General features: G+C 63.6%; 19 protein-coding genes. 11 read left to right on the top strand and 8 right to left on the bottom strand.

All coding sequences use genetic code 11. The annotated features are described in order from the left end of the window. Nucleotides 1–13: 13 nt before the first annotated feature. From NCS02_RS08560 to NCS02_RS08590, 7 genes are all read left to right on the top strand, one after another. Entirely contained in the window at nt 14–919 is a 906-nt protein-coding gene (locus tag NCS02_RS08560) for a MaoC/PaaZ C-terminal domain-containing protein (RefSeq protein ID WP_008349253.1), read from the top strand. Then, complete coding sequence (locus tag NCS02_RS08565; protein WP_250519565.1) at nt 916–2211, top strand: acetyl-CoA C-acetyltransferase; 1296 nt, start codon at nt 916–918, stop codon at nt 2209–2211. The genes NCS02_RS08560 and NCS02_RS08565 overlap by 4 nt, the downstream gene beginning before the upstream one ends. Before the next feature lie 44 nt (nt 2212–2255). Beyond that, nucleotides 2256–3998 (top strand): AMP-binding protein, encoded by a 1743-nt coding sequence (locus NCS02_RS08570; protein ID WP_250502199.1) that lies wholly within the window; start codon nt 2256–2258, stop codon nt 3996–3998. A 17-nt stretch (nt 3999–4015) separates the two neighbouring features. Continuing rightward, nucleotides 4016–4885, top strand: coding sequence for a DUF1571 domain-containing protein (locus tag NCS02_RS08575; protein WP_250434854.1), 870 nt, complete (start codon nt 4016–4018; stop codon nt 4883–4885). 194 nt (nt 4886–5079) lie between these two features. Continuing rightward, complete coding sequence (locus NCS02_RS08580; protein WP_008349248.1) at nt 5080–5322, top strand: hypothetical protein; 243 nt, start codon at nt 5080–5082, stop codon at nt 5320–5322. A 95-nt stretch (nt 5323–5417) separates the two neighbouring features. After that, nucleotides 5418–6206: a 5'/3'-nucleotidase SurE gene (surE, locus tag NCS02_RS08585; protein WP_250519566.1), complete on the top strand. Its 789-nt coding sequence runs from the start codon at nt 5418–5420 to the stop codon at nt 6204–6206. A 90-nt stretch (nt 6207–6296) separates the two neighbouring features. After that, entirely contained in the window at nt 6297–6758 is a 462-nt protein-coding gene (locus tag NCS02_RS08590) for a DUF2147 domain-containing protein (RefSeq protein WP_250522974.1), read from the top strand. 78 nt (nt 6759–6836) lie between these two features. On the opposite strand, the gene NCS02_RS08595 is transcribed toward NCS02_RS08590, so the two are convergent. The 6 genes from NCS02_RS08595 to typA all read right to left on the bottom strand — a co-directional run bounded on the left by NCS02_RS08595 (nt 6837) and on the right by typA (nt 16481). Continuing rightward, nucleotides 6837–7229 carry a transposase gene (locus tag NCS02_RS08595; RefSeq protein ID WP_008349245.1) on the bottom strand — a complete coding sequence of 131 codons (393 nt, stop codon included), beginning with the start codon at nt 7227–7229 and terminating at the stop codon, nt 6837–6839. Between the two features lie 143 nt (nt 7230–7372). Then, nucleotides 7373–8470, bottom strand: coding sequence for a cell division protein ZapE (gene zapE, locus NCS02_RS08600; RefSeq protein WP_034473201.1), 1098 nt, complete (start codon nt 8468–8470; stop codon nt 7373–7375). 82 nt (nt 8471–8552) lie between these two features. Then, nucleotides 8553–9983 (bottom strand): dihydrolipoyl dehydrogenase, encoded by a 1431-nt coding sequence (gene lpdA, locus NCS02_RS08605; protein ID WP_008349243.1) that lies wholly within the window; start codon nt 9981–9983, stop codon nt 8553–8555. A gap of 89 nt (nt 9984–10072) precedes the next feature. Beyond that, nucleotides 10073–11377: a 2-oxoglutarate dehydrogenase complex dihydrolipoyllysine-residue succinyltransferase gene (gene odhB, locus NCS02_RS08610; RefSeq protein WP_250522975.1), complete on the bottom strand. Its 1305-nt coding sequence runs from the start codon at nt 11375–11377 to the stop codon at nt 10073–10075. Nucleotides 11378–11461: 84 nt separating this feature from the next. Then, nucleotides 11462–14320 carry a 2-oxoglutarate dehydrogenase E1 component gene (locus NCS02_RS08615; RefSeq protein ID WP_250522976.1) on the bottom strand — a complete coding sequence of 953 codons (2859 nt, stop codon included), beginning with the start codon at nt 14318–14320 and terminating at the stop codon, nt 11462–11464. A gap of 334 nt (nt 14321–14654) precedes the next feature. Next, nucleotides 14655–16481, bottom strand: coding sequence for a translational GTPase TypA (gene typA / locus NCS02_RS08620; protein ID WP_008349240.1), 1827 nt, complete (start codon nt 16479–16481; stop codon nt 14655–14657). 340 nt (nt 16482–16821) lie between these two features. On the opposite strand from typA, the gene NCS02_RS08625 reads away from it, so the two are divergent. From NCS02_RS08625 to NCS02_RS08640, 4 genes are all read left to right on the top strand, one after another. Then, nucleotides 16822–17337 carry a MarR family winged helix-turn-helix transcriptional regulator gene (locus NCS02_RS08625; protein ID WP_008349239.1) on the top strand — a complete coding sequence of 172 codons (516 nt, stop codon included), beginning with the start codon at nt 16822–16824 and terminating at the stop codon, nt 17335–17337. A 75-nt stretch (nt 17338–17412) separates the two neighbouring features. Next, entirely contained in the window at nt 17413–18939 is a 1527-nt protein-coding gene (locus NCS02_RS08630; protein ID WP_175982296.1) for an efflux transporter outer membrane subunit, read from the top strand. 51 nt (nt 18940–18990) lie between these two features. Continuing rightward, nucleotides 18991–20253: an HlyD family secretion protein gene (locus NCS02_RS08635; RefSeq protein WP_250522977.1), complete on the top strand. Its 1263-nt coding sequence runs from the start codon at nt 18991–18993 to the stop codon at nt 20251–20253. A gap of 13 nt (nt 20254–20266) precedes the next feature. Beyond that, nucleotides 20267–21826 (top strand): DHA2 family efflux MFS transporter permease subunit, encoded by a 1560-nt coding sequence (locus NCS02_RS08640; protein ID WP_034473204.1) that lies wholly within the window; start codon nt 20267–20269, stop codon nt 21824–21826. Between the two features lie 55 nt (nt 21827–21881). Here NCS02_RS08640 and truB read toward each other — a convergent pair whose 3' ends face one another. Together truB and rbfA are read right to left on the bottom strand one after the other, a co-directional pair. Then, nucleotides 21882–22805: a tRNA pseudouridine(55) synthase TruB gene (gene truB, locus NCS02_RS08645; protein ID WP_250519569.1), complete on the bottom strand. Its 924-nt coding sequence runs from the start codon at nt 22803–22805 to the stop codon at nt 21882–21884. After that, nucleotides 22806–23183: a 30S ribosome-binding factor RbfA gene (rbfA, locus tag NCS02_RS08650; protein ID WP_008349233.1), complete on the bottom strand. Its 378-nt coding sequence runs from the start codon at nt 23181–23183 to the stop codon at nt 22806–22808. Nucleotides 23184–23270: the final 87 nt, after the last annotated feature.

Genomic DNA, 23270 nt, shown 5'->3' on the forward strand with positions numbered 1-23270 from the left:
GAGGCAGAACGCGATGCACGCACCGACCATGCCGCGCGCCCGCACCGTCGTCGTCGAAACGCTGCCGCCGCCCGCGAAGCTCTACGGCCGCGCGCTGCCCGCGCTTTTCCGGCGCGCGCGTGCGCCGGAGCTGCCCGCGTTGCGGCTCGTGCGCCCGAATGTGAGGATCGACGCCGAACAGGTCGGCCGATACGCGCGCGTGTGCGGCTTCATTCCGGAGCACGGCGTGCCGCTCACGTTTCCGCACGTTCTCGCTTTTCCCTTGCATCTGATGATGCTCACCGATCCGTCGTTTCCGTGGTCCGCGCTCGGCGTCGTGCATCTGTCGAACAGCGTGCGGCTGCGGCGTCCGCTCGCGGCCGGTCAGGCGTTGCGCATCGAAGTGGAATGCGGGCCGCTCGTGCCGCATCAGAAGGGCCAGGCGTTCACGCTGCATACGCGCATCTATCGGCGCGGCGAGGCGGTGTGGGACGGCGACAGCGTGTATCTGAAGCGCGGCGCGCGCAGCGAGCGCGCGGCGCCGTCGATCGAGATCGCCGATGCCGCCGACGTACGCGTGCCGCTGCTCGCGCGCGAAGCGCGCTGGCAGCTTCCGCCGCAACTCGGACGCGACTACGCGAAGGCGTCGGGCGACTTCAATCCGATCCATCTGCACATGCTGAGCGCGAAAGCGTTCGGTTTTCCACGCGCCATCGCGCATGGCATGTGGACGCTCGCGCGCACGCTCGCCGCGTTGCATCCGGTCAAGGCGCTGGCTTCCGGTTACGCGCACGGCGATTTCAAGACGCCGCTATACATTCCCGGCGATGCGACGCTGTGGACCGCCGCGCCCTCGCCCGTCGCGCGCGATTTCGAAGTGCGCGATCTCGCCGGCGACCGGCCGCATCTGCGTGGCCATTTCGAATGGGAGCTGCCATGAGCGAAGCGCGTCGTGTCGCGGTAATCGGCAGCAATCGCATTCCGTTCGCGCGCTCGAACACGGCGTACGCGAGCGCGTCGAATCAGGACATGCTGAGCTTCACGCTGCAAGGACTCGTCGATCGCTTCGACCTGCACGGCATGCGCCTCGGCGAAGTGGCGGCGGGCGCGGTCGTCAAGCATTCGCGCGATTTCAATCTGACGCGCGAAGCCGCATTGTCGACGACGCTCGCGAAGGAAACGCCCGCCTACGACGTGCAGCAAGCCTGCGGCACCGGCCTTGAAACGGCGATTCTGGTCGCGAACAAGATCGCGCTCGGACAGATCGACGTGGGCATCGCGGGCGGCGTCGATACGGCGTCGGACGCGCCCATCGCGGTGAACGAGCGCATGCGCAGAATCCTGCTCGAAGCGAATCGCTCGCGCTCGGCGAGACAGCGCGTGGGCGCGCTCGCTAAACTGCGGCCCGGCATGTTCTTCAGGCCGCTCCTGCCGCGCAATGCGGAACCGCGCACGGGCCTTTCGATGGGCGAGCACTGCGAACTGATGGCCAAGCGCTGGAAGATTTCGCGCGAGGCGCAGGATGCGCTCGCGCAGGAGAGTCATCGCAAGCTCGCGGCGGCGTACGGGCGCGGCTTTTTCAACGATCTGATGACGCCGTACAAAGGCCTCGCGCGCGACAACACGCTGCGGCCCGACGTATCGCTCGATCAGTTGTCGGCGCTCAAGCCCGTCTTCGATCGCGACGCGGGCACGCTCACCGCGGGCAACTCGACGCCGCTCACCGACGGCGCATCGGCGGTGCTGCTCGCGTCCGAGCAATGGGCCGCCGAGCGTGGCTTGCCGGTGCAGGCGTTCTTGACGTTTTCCGCGACCGCCGCCGTCGATTTCTTCGACAAGCGCGAAGGCCTCCTGATGGCGCCCGTCTACGCGGTCCCGCCGATGCTCGCGCGCGCCGGAATCGCATTGCAGGACTTCGATTTCTACGAGATCCACGAAGCATTCGCGGCGCAGGTGCTGTGCACGCTCGCCGCGTGGGAAGACGACGAATACTGCCGCACCGCGCTCGGACTCGACGCGCCGCCCGGTTCGATCGACCGCGCGCGTCTGAACGTGAACGGCAGCTCGCTCGCGACGGGGCATCCGTTCGCGGCGACGGGCGGGCGCATGATCGGCACGCTGGCAAAGATGCTCGCGAACGCGCCCGCGCGCAGCGACGGCAAGCCGTTGCGCGGACTGATCTCGATCTGCGCGGCGGGCGGACAAGGCGTCGTCGCGATACTGGAGCGGTAGCCGGAAATATCGGCCAAAAAAATACAAGCCGACGGAGACACCACATGAGCCCGGGACAGGCAGCGCCGCGCGGGACTTCCGAGCCGCACGCGACGGACGGCATCTGGTATGCGTCGTATCCGCCGGATGTCGCGCATGAGATCGATCCTTCGCGCTATCGCTCGCTCGCGCATTTCTTCGACGAATGCGTCGCGCGTTTTGCCGGTCATGTCGCGTTCGTGAGCCTCGGCTCGGAACTGAAGTTCGCGACGCTCGGCGAGAAGGCGCATGCGTTCGCGGCGTATCTGCAGGGCATCGGCGTGAAGCCCGGCGATCGCGTCGCGCTGATGATGCCGAACACGCTCGTCTATCCGGTGACGCTCTTCGGCACGCTGCTCGCGGGCGCGATCGTCGTCAACGTGAATCCGCTCTATACGGTGCGCGAGCTCGGCCTTCAGTTGAAGGACAGCGGCGCGCAGACGATCGTCGTATTCGAGAACTTCGCCAAGACCGTGCAGGACGCGCGGCCGGGATCGCGCGTAAGGAACATCGTCGTGACCGGGCTCGGCGATCTGCTCGGCAGCGGTCTCAACGTGAAAGGCCGCGCGATCGATCTGATCCTGCGCTATGTGAAAAAGCAGGTGCCCGCCTACGCGCTGCCCGATGCCGTGCGCCTGCCGCAAGCGCTCGCGCTCGGCGCGCGGCGCAAGTTCGAGCCGGTGCGCGTCGGTCACGGCGATATCGCGTTCATTCAGTACACCGGCGGCACCACAGGCATCGCCAAGGGCGCGATGCTCACGCATCGCAACGTGATCGCCAATCTGATGCAGGCGCTTGCATGGGCGGGCGCGCGGCTCGTCGAGGGCGAAGAGACCGTCGTCACGCCGTTGCCGCTGTATCACATCTATTCGCTCACGGTGAATGCGCTCGCGTTTCTTGCGATCGGCGCGCGCAACGTGCTGATCGTCAATCCGCGCGATATCGGCAGCCTCGTGCGCGCGCTGCGTCACGAGAATTTCACGGCGATCACCGCGCTCAACACGCTTTACAGCGCGCTGATGGACAACGAAGCCTTCCGTCAGCGCGACTTCTCGTCGCTCAAGCTCGCGATGGCGGGCGGCATGGCGACCCAGCGGGTGATCGCCGAGCGCTTCAGGGCGCTGACGGGCAAAACGCTCGTCGAAGGTTACGGCCTGACCGAGTGTTCGCCGCTCGTCGCCGCGACGCCGCTCGATACGCACGGCGACAGCGCTTTCGATGGAACCATCGGCGTGCCGGTGCCGTCCACGCTCGTGCGCCTGCGCCGCGAAGATGGCGCGTGGGCGAACGTCGGCGAACCGGGCGAGCTTTGCGTCCAGGGTCCGCAAGTGATGAAGGGCTACTGGAACCGTCCGGAAGACACGGCGAAAGCCATCGACGCGAACGGCTGGCTCGCGACCGGGGACATCGGCGTGATGGATGCGCGCGGCATCATCCGGCTCATCGACCGCAAGAAGGACATGATGATCGTGTCGGGCTTCAACGTGTATCCGAACGAAATCGAGGACGTGCTCGCGGCGCATCCGAAAGTGCGCGCGGTCGCGGCCGTCGGCGTGCCCGATCCGGTGACGGGCGAGCGCGTGAAGGCATTCGTCGTGCGTCGCGACGACACGCTCACGGTGGAAGAACTGCTGAAGTTCGCCCGTTTACACCTGACCGGCTACAAGGTGCCTGCTTATGTCGAGTTCCGCGACGCGCTGCCGCTCACGCCGATCGGCAAGGTGCTCAGGCGCGAACTGCGCGACGCCGGATCCACATCGCAGGGCTAGCCCTCACGGAGATACCCATGCCGCGCTCGGCTTCCGGCTTGCGGTTCGCTTGCGCGAGCCTGTTGTGTCTCGCGCTCGCGTCTTTCGCGGCACGCGCCGATCCATCCGATGACGTTGCGCGCATCGGCGATCTCGGCGTCGAGCAGCAGGTGCAATGGCTGTCGCGATCGGCGGGAAGCGGCGCGCTCGCCAGTCTCGACGATGCGCAACTCGTCGCCCTCTTCCGCTCGCTCGACGCGCGCACGCTGCCGCGCTATCTGCAAGACGGCTTACGCGATTTCGATTCGTGCGAGTTCACGATGCGCCGCCGCGAGCGCATCAAAGGCAAATGGCCGAAGCGCGCGGATCACATGCTCGTGCGCGTCACGCGCGAGCCGCTGCGCATCTATGCGAAATGGCTGCCGGATGGCGGGCACGCGGGCCAGGAAGTCATCTACGACGATTCGAAGCGTCCCGATCAGCTTTACGGTCATCTCGGCGGCTTTCTGGGCGTCGTGCCGATGTGGGCATCGGTGAACGGCGCGCTCGCCCGCGCGCAGTCGAATCATTCGATCCGCGAGCTCGGCATCGACGCGATCACGCAACGCTTCATCGACGAAGGGCGCAAGTTCGCCGAAGCGGGCATCACGAAACCAACGAACATCGAAGTGAAGAACGTCGACGGACTGCGCGTGATCGCGCTCACCTACGAAACGGTCGAAGGCCAACCCACCTTCTATGCGAAAAAGGAAGTGCTCGGACTCGACCTCGAACGGCCGCTTTTCCGCACGCTGGAGTCGTACGACAACGACGGCGAGATTTTCGAAAGCGTCGTGTTCGAGCGCATCGAGACGAAACCCTTCGACGACCTGACGTTCGACCCGAAAAATCCCGACTATCGCTTCTGATTTCCTTCTGATTTGAAGCGCGCGCTGACTTCGTGACATCCCGTGTAACAACTCGTCGCACCGCGCGGCGCGCGTTTTAAGTTTCGCCTAAGAGTCGGCCGATAACCTGCCCGCACTCCATCGACATCAAGGTCCGCGCGAAGCGTCAAGCCGAAAGCGCCGCACATCGTCATGCAAACCTGAGGACATCGTTCATGAACCTCCGCCGTCCGGCTTCCGCACCCGTGCGAGCCATCAAAAAGCTTCTGAGCCATCACGAAATCGCCACGCTGCTCCTGCTGATGCACGCGCCGATCGATGTGATGGCCGCCACGCCCGATGTCGCCTCGCTGCAGGAATACGGCTATGTCGAGATCGTGTCGCCGGACGCCGGCACCCCGAAAGTGCGCCTGACCGAAGACGGCAACGCCGTGCTGCGCGGACTCGGCGTCAAGTAAGGCTTCATTTCGATACGGGCCGCGGACGCCCGGGAACGCGAACTCTGTAATAATCGGTCGATACTTTTTCATCACCGACCAAGGAGTGATTCGCGATGTCCGCCCTCTCACCCATCGTGCAGCGTGTGCTCATCACCAACGACGACGGCATCGACGCGCCCGGCCTCGCCGTGCTCGAAGCGGTCGCCGCCGAACTCGCGCACGAAGTTTGGGTCATCGCGCCCGAGCACGATCAGAGCGGCACTTCGCATTCCATCAGCCTGCATTCGCCGCTGCGCATCTCGCGTCAGGGCGAACGGCGCTTCGGCGTACAGGGCACGCCAGGCGACTGCGTCGTGATGGGCGTGCGCCACATCATGAAAGACGCGCCGCCCACACTTGTCCTGTCCGGCATCAACCGCGGGGCGAATCTCGGCGTCGAAACGATGTTCTCCGGCACCGTCGGCGCGGCGATGACGGGCCTCTTGCTCGGCTTGCCGTCGATCGCGCTCAGTCAGGCTTTCACGGACCGCGAGAACGTGCGCTGGGACACGGCGCGCGCGCTGGCGCCGGGCGTGATCCGCCAATTGCTCTCGATTTCCCACGAGGCGCCGACGTGCCTGAACGTCAACTTCCCCGATTGCGACGCGTCTGCCGCGGGTCCGCTCACCGTGACGCGGCAAGGCATCGGGCTCGTGGAAGGCATCGACGTGTTGCCGCTCGTCGATCCGCGCGGCATCGACTATCACTGGCAGCGCTTTCAGCGTGGCCCGCGCCCGAATTCGCCCGATAGCGAAACGGCGGTGGTGGCGGCAGGCAGCGTGTCGGTCACGCCGCTCCATTTCGATCGCACCGACGAGCGCACGTTCGCCACGCTCGAAGCGGGTCTTGAACGCGCCGTCTGAGTTTTCGGTCCGCGCGCGTCTAGAACGATTCTTCTCAGACGGGAACGGTCGCTTTCTCGTATGCTCGGCCGTTCACGACAAGGAGACGACATGACCCGTTTCATCGGCTCGCGCGGTGCACGCGTGACGCTCGGCGCGCTGTGCGCCACTTTCGCCGCGAGCGTTTTCGCGCAGGCGACGCCCGTCGGCACCTGGCAGACCATCGACGATCAGACCGGCAAAGCGAAAGCGATCATCCAGATCGCCGACGACGGCAACGGGCAGTTGTCGGGCAAGGTCGCGCGTGGCATCGGCGAATTCGATCATCCGGAACGGCGCTGCACGGCCTGCACGGACGAACGCAAGGATCAGTTGATCAAGGGCATGACGATCATCACCGGCATGCGTCAGGACGGCGACGAGTGGCAAGGCGGCCAGATTCTCGACCCGGACAGCGGCAAGCTCTACAAGTGCAAGATGAAACTTGAAGACGGTGGCAAGAAGCTCGTCGTGCGCGGGTATATCGGCGTTTCGCTGCTGGGGCGCTCGCAAACCTGGGTGCGCCAGCAATAGCTTTATACAAAGACAAAGCCGGTCGAAGACGTCGATCTTCGACCGGCTTTGCTCATCTCGCGAGCACGCTTCGAGCAATCATGCGGCGTGACGATGTTGCGCCTCTTCCGCTTGTGCTTCGGCGGGCAGGTTCGGCTCTTCCGGCTTGAATTCCCCCGGCACACGCATGCGCGATGTCATCAACGCATAGAGCGATTCGCCGGCCGGCCCGAACAACTGCGTCATGACGCGCAGCAGGACGCCCGATTCGTGCCACGCCTTGAAGCGCCGATGGCACGTCTGATACGACGGATATTTGCGCGGCAGCGTGGACCATGACGCCCCGCTGTACATGACCCAGAGCACACCGTTGAGCACGGCGCGGGTATTGGCGAGCGGCCGGCCCCGCAACTCCGAACGCGGACGCAGTTCGGGAAGCAGCGGTGCAACCATCTGCCATTCTTCGTCGGACATGTCGCGATAGGGCTTCACGGTAGTTTCTCCAATTTACTGACTGATAACCGGTATCGACGATACCGAGTACCTGAAAGCCAGCAAATCGGAGTGGTCCGAATCTTGAAATTGCTCGCAAAACCTTATGCCGATTGGCCTACCGCAGATTTTTGATACTCGTATTAGGTCAGCGAAATATCGGTGACGCGGCGCGGCGCCTCCAGATATTCCTTCGACTGCATCTCGACGATACGCGACACCGTGCGCGTGAACTCGTTGGCCATCGGCCCTTCGACGTACAGTTCTTCCGCGGGCACGGCCGCCGACATCAGCAGCTTGACCTTGTGGTCGTAGAACACGTCGATGAGCCAGGTGAAGCGGCGCGCTTCCGATGCCATGCGCGGCGTCATTTGCGGCACGTCCGACAAGATGACCGCGTGAAAGCGGTTCGCCAGTTCGAGATAGTCGTTCTGCGAGCGCGGGCCGCCGCATAGCGTCGCAAAGTCGAACCAAACGACACCGTCGGCTTTGCGCAATGCCTTGATCTCGCGCTTCTCGATGTGCAGGATCGGGCTTTCGTCGGGCACGGCCGCGAGTTTCGCGAAATCCGCACGCAACGCCTCGCTCGCCGACGCACCAAGCGGCGTGTGATACGCCTTCACCGTCGAGAGCGTTTGCCTGCGGTAATCGGTGCCGGCATCGACGTTGAGCACGTCGAGATGCTCTTTGATGAGCTCGATCGCGGGCAGAAGACGATCGCGATGCAGCCCTTCCGGATACAGCGTGTCGGGCTGGTAATTGGACGTCATCACGAACTGCACGCCGGCCTTGAAAAGACGGTCGAGCAGGCGATACAGGATCATCGCGTCGGCGATATCGGAGACGTGAAACTCGTCGAAACAGATCAGCCGATAACGCTTCGCGATGCGTTTGGCGAGTTCGTCCAGCGGATCCGACTGCCCTTTCAGTTCCTCCAGCTCGCGATGCACCTCGCGCATGAATTCGTGAAAATGCAGACGCGTCTTGCGCTGCACCGGCACGACCGCATAGAAGCTGTCCATCAGGAAGCTCTTGCCGCGCCCGACGCCGCCCCACATGTAGACGCCGCGCGGCAACTCGGGACGCACGAGAAACTTCTTGAGCGCGTTCGAGCGGCGCGCCTTGTACGCGACCCACTCTTCATAGCACTGTTGAAGACGCGCGACCGCCGCGAGCTGCGCCTCGTCCGATTGATAACCCCGCGTGCGCAGTTCGTTTTCGTAGTATTCGGTGACGTTCATCTTCGGCCGTTCGATGTGACAAAGGCGAGCGGATCAACCCGCTCGCCTTTGTTGTGCTGCCTTACTGCCAAGGCAAACGGTATTACATGTTCAACGCGCGCTTGTCGACGGCGAGCGCCGCTTCGCGCATCACTTCAGACAGCGACGGATGCGGATGGCAGATGCGGCCGATATCTTCCGACGCCGCCTTGAACTCCATTGCCACGACCGCTTCCGCGATCAGATCCGACGCGTCCGCAGCAATGACGTGCACGCCGAGGATTTCGTCGGTCTTCGCGTCCGCGATCATCTTGACGAAGCCTTCGGCACGGCCGATGCCGAGCGCGCGGCCGTTGGCCATCATCGGGAACTGGCCGGTCTTGATCTCGCGGCCTTCGGCCTTGAGCTGCTGCTCGGTCTTGCCGACCCACGCGATTTCCGGTTCCGTGTAGATGACCCACGGCACGCAGTTGTAATCGATGTGCGGCTTCTGACCGTCGATGATCTCCGCCACCGCCACGCCTTCGTCTTCCGCCTTGTGCGCGAGCATCGGGCCGCGCACCACGTCGCCGATCGCGTACACGCCCGGCACGCTCGTCGCGCAATGATCGTCCACGTCGATGAAACCGCGCTCGTTCGCCTTCAGGCCGATGCTTTCCAGACCGAGGTTATCGGTGTTCGGCACGCGGCCGATCGACACGATCAAACGATCCGCTTCCAGCGTCTGCGCGTTGCCTGCGTTGTCCGTGTAAGCGATCGAAACGCCGTTGGCGCTCGTCTTCACTTCGCCGATCTTCACGCCGAGGTGAATGTCGAGACCCTGCTTCTTGAACTGCTTCGCGGCTTCCTTCGCGAGCGACTCGTCCGCCGCGCCGAGGAATTGCGGCAGCGCTTCGAGCACGGTCACTTCCGCGCCGAGACGACGCCACACCGAGCCGAGCTCCAGACCGATCACGCCCGCGCCGATCACGGCGAGCTTCTTCGGCACGGAATCGAACGACAGCGCGCCTTCGTTGTCGGCGATCAGCTTGTTGTCGACCGGAATGTTCGGCAGATGGCGCGCCTTCGAACCCGTCGCGATGATCACGTTCTTCGCCGTGACGACTTCCGTCTCGCCTTCGCCCGACACTTCGATCTGCACGCCGGCCGCGTTCTTCCCGGTGAACTTGCCATGACCCTTGAGCCACGTGATCTTGTTCTTGCGGAACAGGAACTCGATGCCCTTCGTCATCTTTTCGACGATGCCGTCTTTGCGCGCGAGCATCTTCGACACATCGAGCTTCACGTCCGACACGCTGATGCCGTGATCGGCCAGATGCTTCGACGCATTCTCGAATTCTTCCGACGACGCCAGCAGCGCCTTCGACGGAATGCAGCCTACATTCAGGCACGTGCCGCCGAGCTTCAATGCGCCTGCCGGGTTCTTCCACTTCTCGATACACGCAACCGACTTGCCGAGCTGCGCTGCGCGAATCGCCGCGATATAGCCGCCAGGGCCCGCGCCGATCACGACGACATCAAATTCTTTGGACATGACTTTCCTTGGTGTGTCTCCGCTTTTGCGGAGCAGCCTCTTGCGATGCGCGCGAGCCTATCGCGCGCATCGAGGCAACTAAGCTTGTATTACAGGTCCAGCAGCAGACGAGCCGGATCTTCCAGCGCGTCCTTCATCGCGCCCAGCGACAGCACGGCTTCGCGGCCGTCGATGATGCGGTGGTCGTACGACAGCGCGAGGTAGTTCATCGGACGGATCACGATCTGGCCGTTTTCGACGACCGCGCGTTCCTTCGTCGCGTGCACGCCGAGAATCGCGGATTGCGGCGGGTTGATGATCGGCGTCGAGAGCATCGAGCCGAACACGCCGCCGTTCGAGATCGAGAACGTGCCGCCGGTCATTTCTTCGATCGACAGCTTGCCGTCCTTCGCCTTCTGGCCGAATTCGGCGATCTTCTTCTCGATGTCGGCGAGGCTCATCTGATCCGCATTGCGCAGGATCGGCACGACGAGACCGCGCGGCGAACCGACCGCGATACCGATGTCGAAGTAGCCGTGATAGACGATGTCGTTACCGTCGATCGATGCGTTCACGAGCGGGAACTTCTTCAGCGCGTGGACGGCGGCCTTCACGAAGAACGACATGAAGCCGAGCTTCACGCCGTGTTCCTTCTCGAAGCGGTCCTTGTACTTGTTGCGCAGATCCATGACCGGCGCCATGTTGACTTCGTTGAACGTCGTCAGGATGGCGTTGGTTTGCTGCGATTCGAGCAGACGTTCGGCGATACGCGCACGCAGACGCGACATCGGCACGCGCTGTTCCGGGCGGTCCTTCAGCCACTGATCGGCCGATGCCGGTGTGTTGACTTGCGGCAGCGACGGCTTCGCGGCGCGCGCGGCGGCCGGAGCCGGTGCGGCGGCGGGCTTGGCCGGTGCGGCAGCCGGTGCGCCGGCTTGAGCGGCGAGCGCGTCGCCCTTCGTGATGCGGCCGTCGCGGCCCGAGCCCGACACCTGATCCGCCGACACGCCCTTCTCGGCCAAGATCTTCGTCGCGGCCGGCGATGCGGCGCCACCCGTCGATGCTTGCGCAGCAGCCGGAGCCGACGTGGCAGCGGCGGTTTCCGCGACCGGCGCGGGCTTCACTTCGGCGTCGCCGGCAGCGGCGACGGCGGCAGGCGCTTCGCCCGCTTTCGCTTCGGTGTCGATCTTGGCGATGAGTTCGTCGGCGGTGACGATATCGCCGTCGTGCTTGATGACTTGCGCCAGCACGCCGGCCGACGGAGCCGGCACTTCGAGCACGACCTTGTCGGTCTCGATTTCGATGAGGATTTCGTCCTGGGCGACAGCCTCACCCGGCTTCTTCTTCCACTGCAGCATGGTCGCTTCCGAGACCGACTCGGAAAGCTGGGGAACCTTGACTTCTACGATAGCCATTTCTGTATTTTCCTGATGCGTGTCTGTGTGTACGAGCAGCGAAACCGGGGAACGTCCGTTCGCCCGGTTTCGATCAAGCAATGCTTACTTGGCGATGACCTGCGCGCCCTTGAGGCGGCCGAACGCGCCTTCCACGAGCACCTTCTGCTGCTCGTAGTGCTTCGCGTAGTAGCCGACCGCCGGCGATGCCGATGCAGGACGGCCGCTGTAGGCCAGCTTCATGCCTTCGCGCATGCCTTCGCGCAGATGGTGCTCGACGTAGAACCAGGCGCCCTGGTTCTGCGGCTCGTCCTGCACCCACACGACTTCGGTCGCGTTCTCGTACTTCTTGAGTTCCGCGTCGAACTGCTTGTGCGCGAACGGGTACAGCTGCTCGATACGCACGATCGCGACATCGTTGCTCTTCGCTTCGCGGCGATGCGCGATGAGGTCGTAATAGACACGGCCCGAGCACACGATCACGCGCTTGACCTTCTTCGCCTCGATGGCTTCGTCCGTTTCGCCGATGACCGGCTGGAACGAGCCCTTCGCCAGTTCCGACAGATCGGACACGGCTTCCTTGTGACGCAGCAGCGACTTCGGCGTGAAGATGATGAGCGGCTTGCGGAACAGGCGGATCATCTGACGGCGCAGCAGGTGGAAAACCTGCGCCGGCGTCGTCGGCTGGACCACTTGCATGTTGTGATCCGCGCACAGTTGCAGGAAACGCTCGATACGCGCCGACGAGTGCTCCGGACCCTGACCTTCGTAGCCGTGCGGGAGCAACATCGTGAGACCGGAGACACGGCCCCACTTCACTTCGCCCGACGAGATGAACTGGTCGATCACGACCTGCGCGCCGTTCACGAAGTCGCCGAACTGCGCTTCCCACGCGACGAACGTGTTCGGTTCAGCGGTCGAATAACCGTACTCGAAACCGAGCACCGCTTCTTCCGACAGCACCGAGTCGATCACCGTGAACTTGGCCTGGCCTTCCGCGATGTTCTGCAGCGGAATGTACGTGCCGTCGTTCCAGCGCTCGCGGTTCTGATCGTGCAGAACGGCGTGGCGGTGCGTGAACGTGCCGCGGCCCGAGTCCTGGCCCGTCAGACGCACGGCATAGCCCGATGCGACCAGCGATGCGAACGCGAGGTGCTCGCCCATGCCCCAGTCGAGCTTGGCTTCGCCGAGACCCATCGCGCGGCGGTCGTTGATGACGCGCTCGACGAGCGGGTGAACCTTGAAGTTTTCCGGAATGGTCGTGATGCGCTCGGCCAGACGCTTGAGTTCCGCGAGCGGCACCGCCGTGTCGGCCGCATCGGTCCACTTGCGGTTCAGGAACGGCACCCAGTCGACCGCGTACTTGCTCTTGTAGTTCGAGAGCACCGGATCGATCGTGTGATGGCCTTCGTCCATCGCCTGACGATATTCCTTGACGAAGTTGTCCGCTTCCTCGGCCGTGATGACGCCCTGTTGCACCAGCTTTTCGGCGTAGACGGCGCGCGTGCCCGGATGCTTCGCAATCGTCTTGTACATCAGCGGCTGCGTGACCGCCGGCGTGTCCTGCTCGTTGTGACCGAGCTTGCGGAAGCAGATGATGTCGACGACCACGTCCTTGTGGAACTTCATGCGGAAGTCGATGGCGAGCTGCGTCGCCAGCACGACGGCTTCGGGATCGTCGCCGTTCACGTGCAGCACCGGCGCCTCGATCATCTTGACGACGTCCGAGCAATACAGCGTCGAGCGCGCATCGCGCGGATCCGACGTCGTGAAGCCGATCTGGTTGTTGATGACGATGTGCAGCGTGCCGTGCGTGCCGTAACCGCGCGTCTGCGCGAGGTTCAGCGTTTCCATCACGACGCCCTGGCCCGCGAAGGCCGCGTCGCCGTGCACTTGCACCGGCAGCACTTGCAGGCCTTCTTCGTCGCCGCGACGATCCATACGCGCCTTGGCCGAGCCTTCGACCACCGGATTCACGATTTCGAGGTGCGACGGGTTGAATGCGAGCGACAGGTGAACCGGGCCGCCTTCCGTGGCGACGTCCGACGAGAAGCCCTTGTGGTACTTCACGTCGCCGGCCGGCAGGTCATCGACGTGCTTGCCTTCGAATTCGGCGAAAAGGTCCGCCGGCATCTTGCCGAGCGTATTGACCAGCACGTTTAGACGCCCGCGGTGCGCCATGCCGATGACGATTTCCTGCACGCCGTTCTTGCCCGCGTGACGCACGACTTCGTCCATCGACGCGATGAAGCTCTCGCCGCCTTCCAGTGAGAAGCGCTTCTGGCCGACATACTTGGTGTGCAGGAAACGCTCGAGGCCTTCGGCAGCCGTCAGGCGATTCAGGATGTGCTTCTTCTTGTCGTTCGAGAAATTCGGCGTCGAGCGAATCGACTCGAGCTGCTCCTTCCACCAGCGCTTCTGTTCCGGATCGCTGATGTACATGAACTCGGCGCCGATCGTGCCGCAGTACGTGTCGCGCAGCGCCTTGACGATGTCGCGCAGCGATGCCTGCTCGAAACCGAAGTACAGGTTGTTCGCGTTGAACACCTGATCCATGTCGGCTTCGGTGAAATCGTAGAAGCCGGGTTCGAGTTCGGGAATGGGGGGACGCTCGCGGCGCTTGAGCGGATCGAGATTGGCCCATTGCGTGCCAAGGAAGCGATACGCGCCGATCAGCGATTGGACGTAGACTTGCTTTCGCGCGGTGGTCAGATCACCGGTGCTTTCGCGCGGCAGAAAGGCGTTGGCCTTCGCGCGCTGAGCGAAAGATTCGACGATGGGGCCGTGAGCCACGTCGTTGTGAGCCGTGCCGTCCGAAGCGGGCACGTTCTGCAACGCGTCGAAGTAGGCGCGCCAGGTCTCGGGCACTGACGCGGGATTATCGAGATATTGCTCGTACAACTCTTCGACGTACGGAGCATTACCGCCGAACAGATAAGAGTTCGACTGGAATTGCTTCATCATTTTACGCTCACCTTTCTTCGAGTTTCTCGAGGAAGTGCGGGTTACGAAACCTTCCGCGCCACGGCCTGACCGTTTAGCGGATTGCGCGAATCAAGTCTGCTTGGAAGGACCTAAAAAGCGACAGCTAATCCGAGAAGCATAGCACAGAACGAATAGTCATATGACGTATCGCCGCATGTGCCCTCGCCTCGTCGTCGCCTCGCCATCCTTTACGCAACAAGGATGTGCGGGCGTTTCTGAGATAAGCAAGGGTGCGTTGCGAGGCATCGAAGAATGACAAAAGCCGCCCGAAGGCGGCTTTTGTTCCGACGTTGCTCACAGATGCATGCGCAGCTTATTCGGCGTTGGCTTCGCGGCTTGCGCGGCGACGCTCGTGTTCTTTCAGATGACGCTTGCGCAGACGAATCGACTGCGGCGTGACTTCGACGAGCTCATCGTCGTCGATGAACTCGACCGCGTATTCGAGCGAAAGCTGGATCGGCGGAACAAGACGCACGGCTTCGTCAGTGCCCGATGCGCGCACGTTGGTCAGCTGCTTGCCTTTGATCGGATTCACGACGAGGTCGTTGTCGCGGCTGTGAATGCCGATGATCATGCCTTCATAGAGCGCATCGCCCGGCGACACGAACATGCGGCCGCGATCCTGCAGCTTCCACAGCGCATAGGCGACGGCAGCGCCATCGTCCTGCGAGATCAGCACGCCGTTACGGCGCTCGCCGACCGAACCTTCCTTCACCGGCGCGTACGAATCGAAGGTGTGGCTCATCAGGCCCGTGCCGCGCGTGAGCGTCAGGAACTCGCTCTGGAAGCCGATCAGCCCGCGCGCCGAAATCTTGTACTCGAGACGCGTGCGGCCACGGCCATCCGAGGTCATGTCGAGCATTTCCCCCTTGCGGCGGCCGAGCTCTTCCATCACGCCGCCCTGATGCTGGTCTTCGATATCGACCGTCAGGTTTTCATACGGCTCGCACTTCACGCCGTCGATTTCCTGCAGCACCACGCGCGGACGCGACACGGCCAACTCGTAACCTTCACGGCGCATGTTCTCGACGAGAATCGTCAGATGCAGTTCGCCGCGGCCCGACACTTCGAACGTCGTTTCGTCGCCGGTGTCTTTCACGCGCAGCGCGACGTTGTGATTCAGTTCCTTCGTCAGACGATCGCGGATCTGGCGGCTCGTCACGAACTTGCCTTCCTTGCCTGCGAGCGGCGACGAGTTCACGAGGAAGTTCATCGTGAGCGTCGGCTCGTCAACGGTGATCATCGGCAGCGCTTCGGGATTGTCCGGCGAGCAGATGGTCACGCCGATGCCGATTTCCTCGATACCGTTGATGAGCACGATATCGCCGGCCTGCGCCTCTTCCACCTGCACGCGCTCGAGGCCGTGGAACGACAGCACCTGATTGATCTTGCGATTCAGGATCGCGCCGTCCGGACCCGAGCGCACGGCCACCTGCATGCCCGGGCGGATACGGCCACGCGCGACACGGCCCACGCCGATACGGCCGACGTACGAGTTGTAGTCGAGCGACGTGATCTGAAGCTGCAAAGGACCGTCCGGATCGGCCGGACGCACGGGAACGTGTTCGAGAATGGCTTCGAACAGCGGGCGCATCGTGCCTTCGCGGACATCGGGTTCGAGGCCGGCGAAGCCGTTGAGACCCGACGCGTAGACGATCGGGAAGTCGAGCTGCTCTTCGGTCGCGCCGAGCTTGTCGAACAGATCGAAGGTCTGGTTGATCACCCAGTCGATACGCGCGCCCGGACGGTCCACCTTGTTGACGACGACGATCGGCTTCAGGCCGAGCGCGAGCGCCTTCTTCGTGACGAAGCGCGTTTGCGGCATCGGGCCTTCGACGGCGTCGACGAGCAGCAGCACGGAATCGACCATCGACAGCACGCGCTCCACTTCACCGCCGAAGTCCGCGTGTCCCGGCGTATCGACGATGTTGATGTGCGTGCCTTCGTATTCGACGGCGCAGTTCTTCGCCAGGATCGTGATGCCACGTTCCTTTTCGATGTCGTTCGAGTCCATGACCCGCTCGGCGACCTGTTGGTTTTCCCGGAAGGTGCCCGACTGGCGGAGCAACTGGTCGACGAGCGTGGTCTTGCCGTGGTCGACGTGGGCAATGATGGCGATATTGCGGAGGGCGCGAGTCATAGAAAGTGTCTTGGTTGTGCGCCGTAAGAGCGAGTCCCTTCTGTTGCGAGACTCCGTGGCTCGGCAAGCCCCCTCTGGAAAGCGTCATGCAAGCATGACTACGCGGGCCCGGCGCGGTGAGAACCGAAGAGTATAGCACGCACGGATGTCTAAACCTGGCAATAGGACTCAACCCGTAAATCGGGCCAGCAACCGCAGCATGTCCGCGGCGTCGGGTCGCGACGAACCGCAGGCCGGGCGTGGGCGGATTGTTAAGCATATTCAGAAAAGATCCTTGCACGGTGCGAAACGCCTCCCTATAATCCTGCCTAGTCAACTATTGCAATCGCACAAATATTCTATGAGCGACGCTCCGAAATCCGCGGCGATCGGCGACTACGTGCTCGCCGAGAGCGTCGGCTATCTGATCAGCCGGGTCCGCTCGACCATGTGGAACATGGTCACGCAACACACGACGTCCGAACTGGGCATCACGAGCACGCAGGCAAGCATCCTGTTCATGCTGGCGGTCGGCAAATGCCTGACGGCGGCGGATATTGCCCGCGAATACGGCATCGATGCGAGCGCGGTCACGCGTCTCATCGACAGACTGGAAAAGCGCGGCCTGCTTTCGCGCGTGCGCAGCGAGGAAGACCGGCGCGTCGTGCGCCTCGCGCTGACGGACGAAGGTCACGCGACCGCGGAAAAGATACCCGCCATCTTCACGCGCGTACTGGACAACCTGCTTGCCGGTTTCACGCCGGAGGAAGTCGGCTTCCTGAAAAGCATGCTGCGGCGGATTCTCGCGAACTCGTGCGATCCATCCGTCGCACCACTGCTGGGCGGCAACGATAAGCCTGGTACGTCATTGCGATGACAAGCAAATTCGTCATCGCAACCCTACAAAAAGATTGCAACGTCCACCTTTAATTTGCATCTCGAGAGACGAGATATGAACCAGCACTTCCTGTCCGCTATGCGCGGCGAAAGCCGTGCGAAGCGCGCCGTCGCCGCCGCGGTGGCCGCGCTTGCGCTCGCCGGCTGCGCGAACTATTCGGGCATTTCGAGCGACAAGCAGATCGCCGCGCCGGAAAACTTCGAGGCCACGCAAAGCGTGCCGGGCCAAGGCGGCCAATGGCCCACGCTCGACTGGGCGAAGCAGTTCGGCGATCCGCAACTGCCGCAACTGATCGACGAAGCGCTCGCCGACAATCCGAGCATCGCGCAGGCGCAAGCGCGCATCGCGAAGGCGTCGTCGTATATCGAGACGTCGCGCTCGGCGCTTTATCCGAAGGTCACCGGCTCTTATTCGTGGACGCGCGAACTCTATTCCGCCAACGCCCTCTTCCCGCCGCCTTATGGCGGGACGTGGTTCAGCGAGAACAACGTGCTCGCGAGCGCGTCGTGGGAACTGGATCTGTGGGGCAAGAACCGCTCGCGCCTCAACATGGCAGTATCGCAGCAGAAAGCCGCCGAAGCCGACATGCAGCAGGCGCGCGTGACGCTTGCGGCGTCGGTCGCGCGCACGTACAACCAGCTCGCGCTGCTCTACGCGCTGCGTGACGTGGCGCAACGCGAAATCGCGAACCGTCAGGACGTCGGACGCATCACGAACGGGCGCGTCGCGGCCGGGCTCGACACCAACGTCGAGCGCCGAACGGCGGAAGGCAACGTCGCGACGAGCCAGACGAACTCGACGGAACTCGACGGCCAGATCGAAACCGTCCGCTATCAGCTCGCGGCGCTGCTCGGCAAAGGCCCGGATCGCGGCCTCAAGATCGCGAAACCCGTGATCGACCCGAACGTCAACGTGACGCTGCCCGACAACGTGCCCGCCGATCTCGTCGCGCGCCGCCCGGATATCGTCGCCGCGCGCTGGCAGGTCGAAGCCGCGACCCACAACATCAAGGAAGCGAAGGCCGAGTTCTTCCCGGACATCAACCTCGCGGCGGCCTTCGGTTTCGACGCGTTCGGCTGGAGCCGCTTCCTGCAGGCGAGCAGCCGCCAGATCCAGGCCGGTCCGGCGATCCATCTGCCGATCTTCGACGCCGGCGCCTTGCGCGCGCAGTTGAAGGGCCGTTACGCGGACTTCGAAGGCGACGTCGCGAACTACAACCAGACGCTCATCAACGCGATGAACGATGTCGCGACCAACATCTCCGCAATCCGCTCGCTCGACAAGCAAATGGCCGACGCCCAGCGCGCGCTCGCGGCGGCGTCGAGCGCGTATCAGCTCGCCGTGATCCGCTACAAGGCCGGCCTGTCGCCGCAATTGCAGGTGCTCAACGCCGACGAAAACCGCCTCGCCAACGAGCAGACCGTGACGAATCTGCGCCTGAAGCGCACCGATCTGCAGATCGCGCTGATCAAGTCGCTCGGCGGCGGATTCGACGCGACGAGCAGCAATCTCGCGATCGGCGGCAGCGGACAAAGTCAGACGACGACGCAGGCGGCCAATCAGGCCACGCCGTCGAACTAAGCGCCCACAAGAACACGCATCGGACCAAAAACGGAATTTTCGGAGTCTTTCATGAGCGACCCTCAACAAAACGCAGCCGCGGCCGCCGCGCCCGCGCCGAAACAGAGCAACGGCAAACGCCGAGCGCTGATGACGCTGATCGTGCTCGTCATCATCATCGCGGCTATCGCGTACGGGCTGTACTACTTCCTCGTCGCGCGCTTCCACGAAGCCACCGACGACGCCTACGTGAATGGCAACGTCGTGCAGATCACGCCGCAGGTCGTGGGCACGGTGATCTCGGTGAACGCCGACGACACGCAGACCGTGAAGATCGGCGATCCGCTCGTCGCGCTCGATCCGGCCGACTCCAAGGTCGCGCTCGATCAGGCCGAGGCAAATCTCGCGCAGACGGTGCGCCAGGTACGCACGTTCTTCGTCAACAACAACCAGTACGAAGCGCAGATCGCGTTGCGCCGGTCCGATCTGTCGCGCGCGCAGGACGATTTGAAGCGCCGCATGCAGGTCGCGCAGACGGGTGCGGTGTCGCAGGAAGAAATCTCGCACGCCCGCGACGCGGTACGCAGCGCGCAGGCCGCGCTCGACGCCGCCGAGCAGGAGCTCGCGTCGAACCGCTCGCTCACGGCCAACACGACGATCGCCGATCACCCGAACGTGCTCGCCGCCGCCGCGAAGGTCCGCGATTCCTACATCAACTACGCGCGCAACACGCTGCCCGCGCCGGTCACGGGCTATGTCGCCAAGCGCTCGGTGCAAGTCGGCCAGCGCGTGTCGCCGGGCAATCCGCTGATGGCGATCGTGCCGCTCAACGCCGTATGGGTCGATGCGAACTTCAAGGAAGTGCAGCTCAAGCACATGCGGATCGGCCAGCCGGTCGAGCTGACGGCCGATCTGTACGGTTCGGGCGTCGTGTATCACGGCAAGGTGGTCGGTTTCTCGGCCGGCACGGGCTCGGCTTTCTCGCTGCTGCCCGCGCAGAATGCGACCGGCAACTGGATCAAGGTCGTGCAGCGCCTGCCGGTGCGCATCCAGCTCGATCCGAAGGAACTGGACGCGCATCCGCTGCGTATCGGCCTGTCGATGAACGTCGACGTCACCATCAAGGACGAGCAAGGCGGCCAGCTCGGCAACGCGCAGAACACGGTCTACCAGACGAATGTGTTCGACAACTACGGCGCGCAGGCCGATCAGGAAATCGCGCGCATCATCCAGCAGAACGCGGGTACGGGTGCGGGCGCAGGGTCGTCGGCGCAGAGCGCGTCGCCGGCGCACGGGCGCGCGACGAAGTCGGCGTCGGCCGCCAAGCTGATGTAAGCGGACTCGCCACATGTCTTCGCAAAACGTCGTACATCCGCCGCTGTCGGGCGGAAAGCTCGTCATCGGCACGATCGCCGTATCGCTCGCGGTGTTCATGAACGTGCTCGACACGTCGATCGCGAACGTCTCGATTCCGTCGATCTCCGGCGATCTCGGCGTGTCGTCGGATCAGGGCACGTGGGTCATCACGTCGTTCGCGGTCGCCAACGCGATCTCGGTGCCGTTGACCGGCTGGCTCACGCAGCGTCTCGGGCAGGTGCGGCTCTTTCTCGGCTCGATCATCCTGTTCGTGATCGCGTCGTGGCTCTGCGGTCTCGCGCCGACGCTCCCCTTCCTGCTCGCCGCGCGCGTATTCCAGGGCGCGGTCGCCGGCCCGATGATCCCGCTGTCGCAAACGCTGCTGCTCGCGAGCTATCCGCGCGAAAAAGCGCCGATGGCGCTATCGATGTGGTCGATGACCACGCTGATCGCGCCGGTCGCGGGGCCGGTCCTCGGCGGATGGATCTCGGACAACATCTCGTGGCCGTGGATCTTCTATGTGAACATTCCGGTCGGCATCGCGGCGGCGCTCGCTACGTTCGCGATCTTCCGCGACCGCGATTCCGCGATCCGCAAGGCGCCGATCGACACGGTCGGGCTCGGGCTGCTCGTCGTCTGGGTCGGCTCGCTGCAGATCATGCTCGACAAAGGCAAGGATCTCGACTGGTTCAACTCGACGACGATCGTCGTGCTCGCGCTCATCGCCGTGATCGCGTTCGCGTTCTTCATCGTGTGGGAGCTGACGGCGGAGCATCCGGTCGTGGATTTGTCGCTCTTCGAGCTGCGCAACTTCACCGGCGGAACGATCGCGCTGTCGATCGGATACGGGCTCTACTTCGGCAATCTCGTTCTGCTCCCGCTGTGGCTGCAGACGGATATCGGCTACACGGCGACGAACGCCGGTCTCGTGATGGCGCCCGTCGGCGTGTTCGCGATCCTGCTTTCTCCGATCACCGGCAAATTCCTGCCGCGCACCGATCCGCGTTACATCGCGACCGCCGCGTTCCTCGTCTTCGCGCTGTGTTTCTGGATGCGTTCACGCTACACGACCGGCGTCGACACTTGGGCGCTCACGATACCGACGCTGATTCAGGGCATCGGCATGGCGGGCTTCTTCATTCCGCTCGTGTCGATCACGCTGTCGGGCTTGCCGGGACATCGAATTCCGGCGGCGTCGGGGCTGTCGAACTTCGTGCGGATCATGTGCGGCGGCATCGGCACGTCGATCTTCTCGACGGCGTGGGAGCATCGTTCGATCGTGCATCACGCGCAACTCGTCGAAAGCGCCAATTCGTACAACCCGGTGTTCGCGAATTCGATGCAGCAGATGGGCGCGCTCGGCCTGACGCACGAGCAGACCGTCGGCCTCTATAACAGCATGGCGACGCAGCAGGCCGCGCAGCTCGGCGTGAACGACATGTTCTATATTTCGGCGGGGATTTTCGTCGCGCTGATCGTGCTGATCTGGATCACGCGGCCCGAGCGTTCGGGCGGTGGAGATTCGGCGGCGGCGGCATCGGCGGCGCACTGATCGCCTGACTGCTCCCAAAAGAACAGAGCCCGGTCGACATCGACCGGGCTCTTTTTCATTGCGCCGTGACGATGAGCCGTTCCGGCGCGAGCACACCCTCGCCCGCGCGCGCCACGCCCAGCAGACGGCCGCCTTCTTGCGCATAAACGCGCACGCGGCCTGCTTCGAGACGCGTTTTCACGACGTCCGCGAGCTTCAGACGTTGGCCGTGCAGGAAGCGCTGCGTCGCTTCGTCGTTCAACTGAACCGCGGGAAACGTGGATAGCAGTGCATCGACGGGCTGAAGCCGCTCGTCGCGCTCCGCTTCGCTCAGGCTCGCGAGCTGATCGAGCGTGACCGCGTGTTCGAGCGTCAGCGCGCCGACACCGGTGCGCCGCAACGCCGTCAGATGCGCGCCGCAGCCGAGCACTTCGCCGATGTCCTCGGCCAGCGTCCGTACGTAAGTGCCCTTGCTGCACGTCACGCGAAACGTCACGAGGGGCAGCGCGCACGCGATCAACTGCAGCGCGTGAATCGTCACTTGCCTGCCCTCACGCTCGACCGTCTGACCGGCGCGCGCGTATTCGTAGAGCGGCTTGCCGTCGCGCTTGAGCGCCGAGTACATCGGCGGGACTTGCACGATTTCGCCGATGAACCGCGTCATCGCTTCGACGACGGCAGCTTCGTCGCACGTCACGTCGCGGGTATCCACCGCCTCGCCTTCGGCATCGCCGGTCGTCGTGCGGATACCGAGGCGCATCGTCGCTTCGTAGGTCTTGTCGGCATCGAGCAGGTCTTGCGAGAACTTCGTCGCTTCGCCGAAGCACAACGGCAGCAGACCGGTTGCGAGCGGATCGAGCGTACCCGTGTGGCCCGCCTTCTTCGCCAGATAAATCCGCTTTGCCTTGATGAGCGCATCGTTGCTCGACAGCCCGAGCGGCTTGTCCAGCAAGAGCACGCCGTCGAGCGCGCGGCGGGGAATCTTCGGACCGCCCTTCACTCACGCACCTTCTTCGTCATCTTTTGCGCGCGTCGCGTTTGCCTCGTCGATCAGGCGCGACATCTCGACGGCCTTCTCGATCGTCTGGTCATAGTGGAAATGCAGCGTCGGCACCGTGTGGATGTGCAGGCGCTTGAACAGCATATTGTGCAGATGTCCCGCCGCATGATTGAGCCCTTCCTGCGTCTGCTTCGGATCGCCCGTCAGCGTCGTGAAGTAGACCTTCGCGTGCGCGTAGTCAGGCGTGAGCTCGACGCTCTGAATCGTCACGAGTCCGACGCGCGGGTCTTTCACCTCGCGCATCAGTTCCGAAAGATCGCGCTGGATCTGATCCGCAATCTGCACGTTGCGGTTCGCGGATGTCCGTTTTTTAGCCATGATTTCGTTTCCGTATTCTTGTCGCGCCGCCTGAAGCAAAAAGGGCGGAGCGAGCCGCAAGGCTCACCCCGCCCTTTTTTCAGCGGC

It is taken from the genome of Caballeronia sp. NCF2, from assembly GCF_023631205.1.
GTDB classification, from domain to species: domain Bacteria; phylum Pseudomonadota; class Gammaproteobacteria; order Burkholderiales; family Burkholderiaceae; genus Caballeronia; species Caballeronia zhejiangensis.

Coding starts and splice junctions, on each gene's coding strand:
- NCS02_RS08640 (WP_034473204.1), top strand. CDS start 20,267: ATGTCTTCGCAAAACGTCGTACATCCGCCGCTGTCGGGCGGAAAGCTC.
- NCS02_RS08590 (WP_250522974.1), top strand. CDS start 6,297: ATGACCCGTTTCATCGGCTCGCGCGGTGCACGCGTGACGCTCGGCGCG.
- NCS02_RS08570 (WP_250502199.1), top strand. CDS start 2,256: ATGAGCCCGGGACAGGCAGCGCCGCGCGGGACTTCCGAGCCGCACGCG.
- NCS02_RS08615 (WP_250522976.1), bottom strand. CDS start 14,320: ATGATGAAGCAATTCCAGTCGAACTCTTATCTGTTCGGCGGTAATGCT.
- NCS02_RS08565 (WP_250519565.1), top strand. CDS start 916: ATGAGCGAAGCGCGTCGTGTCGCGGTAATCGGCAGCAATCGCATTCCG.
- NCS02_RS08630 (WP_175982296.1), top strand. CDS start 17,413: ATGAACCAGCACTTCCTGTCCGCTATGCGCGGCGAAAGCCGTGCGAAG.
- zapE (WP_034473201.1), bottom strand. CDS start 8,470: ATGAACGTCACCGAATACTACGAAAACGAACTGCGCACGCGGGGTTAT.
- NCS02_RS08635 (WP_250522977.1), top strand. CDS start 18,991: ATGAGCGACCCTCAACAAAACGCAGCCGCGGCCGCCGCGCCCGCGCCG.
- NCS02_RS08575 (WP_250434854.1), top strand. CDS start 4,016: ATGCCGCGCTCGGCTTCCGGCTTGCGGTTCGCTTGCGCGAGCCTGTTG.
- NCS02_RS08560 (WP_008349253.1), top strand. CDS start 14: ATGCACGCACCGACCATGCCGCGCGCCCGCACCGTCGTCGTCGAAACG.
- lpdA (WP_008349243.1), bottom strand. CDS start 9,983: ATGTCCAAAGAATTTGATGTCGTCGTGATCGGCGCGGGCCCTGGCGGC.
- NCS02_RS08625 (WP_008349239.1), top strand. CDS start 16,822: ATGAGCGACGCTCCGAAATCCGCGGCGATCGGCGACTACGTGCTCGCC.
- NCS02_RS08580 (WP_008349248.1), top strand. CDS start 5,080: ATGAACCTCCGCCGTCCGGCTTCCGCACCCGTGCGAGCCATCAAAAAG.
- surE (WP_250519566.1), top strand. CDS start 5,418: ATGTCCGCCCTCTCACCCATCGTGCAGCGTGTGCTCATCACCAACGAC.
- rbfA (WP_008349233.1), bottom strand. CDS start 23,183: ATGGCTAAAAAACGGACATCCGCGAACCGCAACGTGCAGATTGCGGAT.
- odhB (WP_250522975.1), bottom strand. CDS start 11,377: ATGGCTATCGTAGAAGTCAAGGTTCCCCAGCTTTCCGAGTCGGTCTCG.
- typA (WP_008349240.1), bottom strand. CDS start 16,481: ATGACTCGCGCCCTCCGCAATATCGCCATCATTGCCCACGTCGACCAC.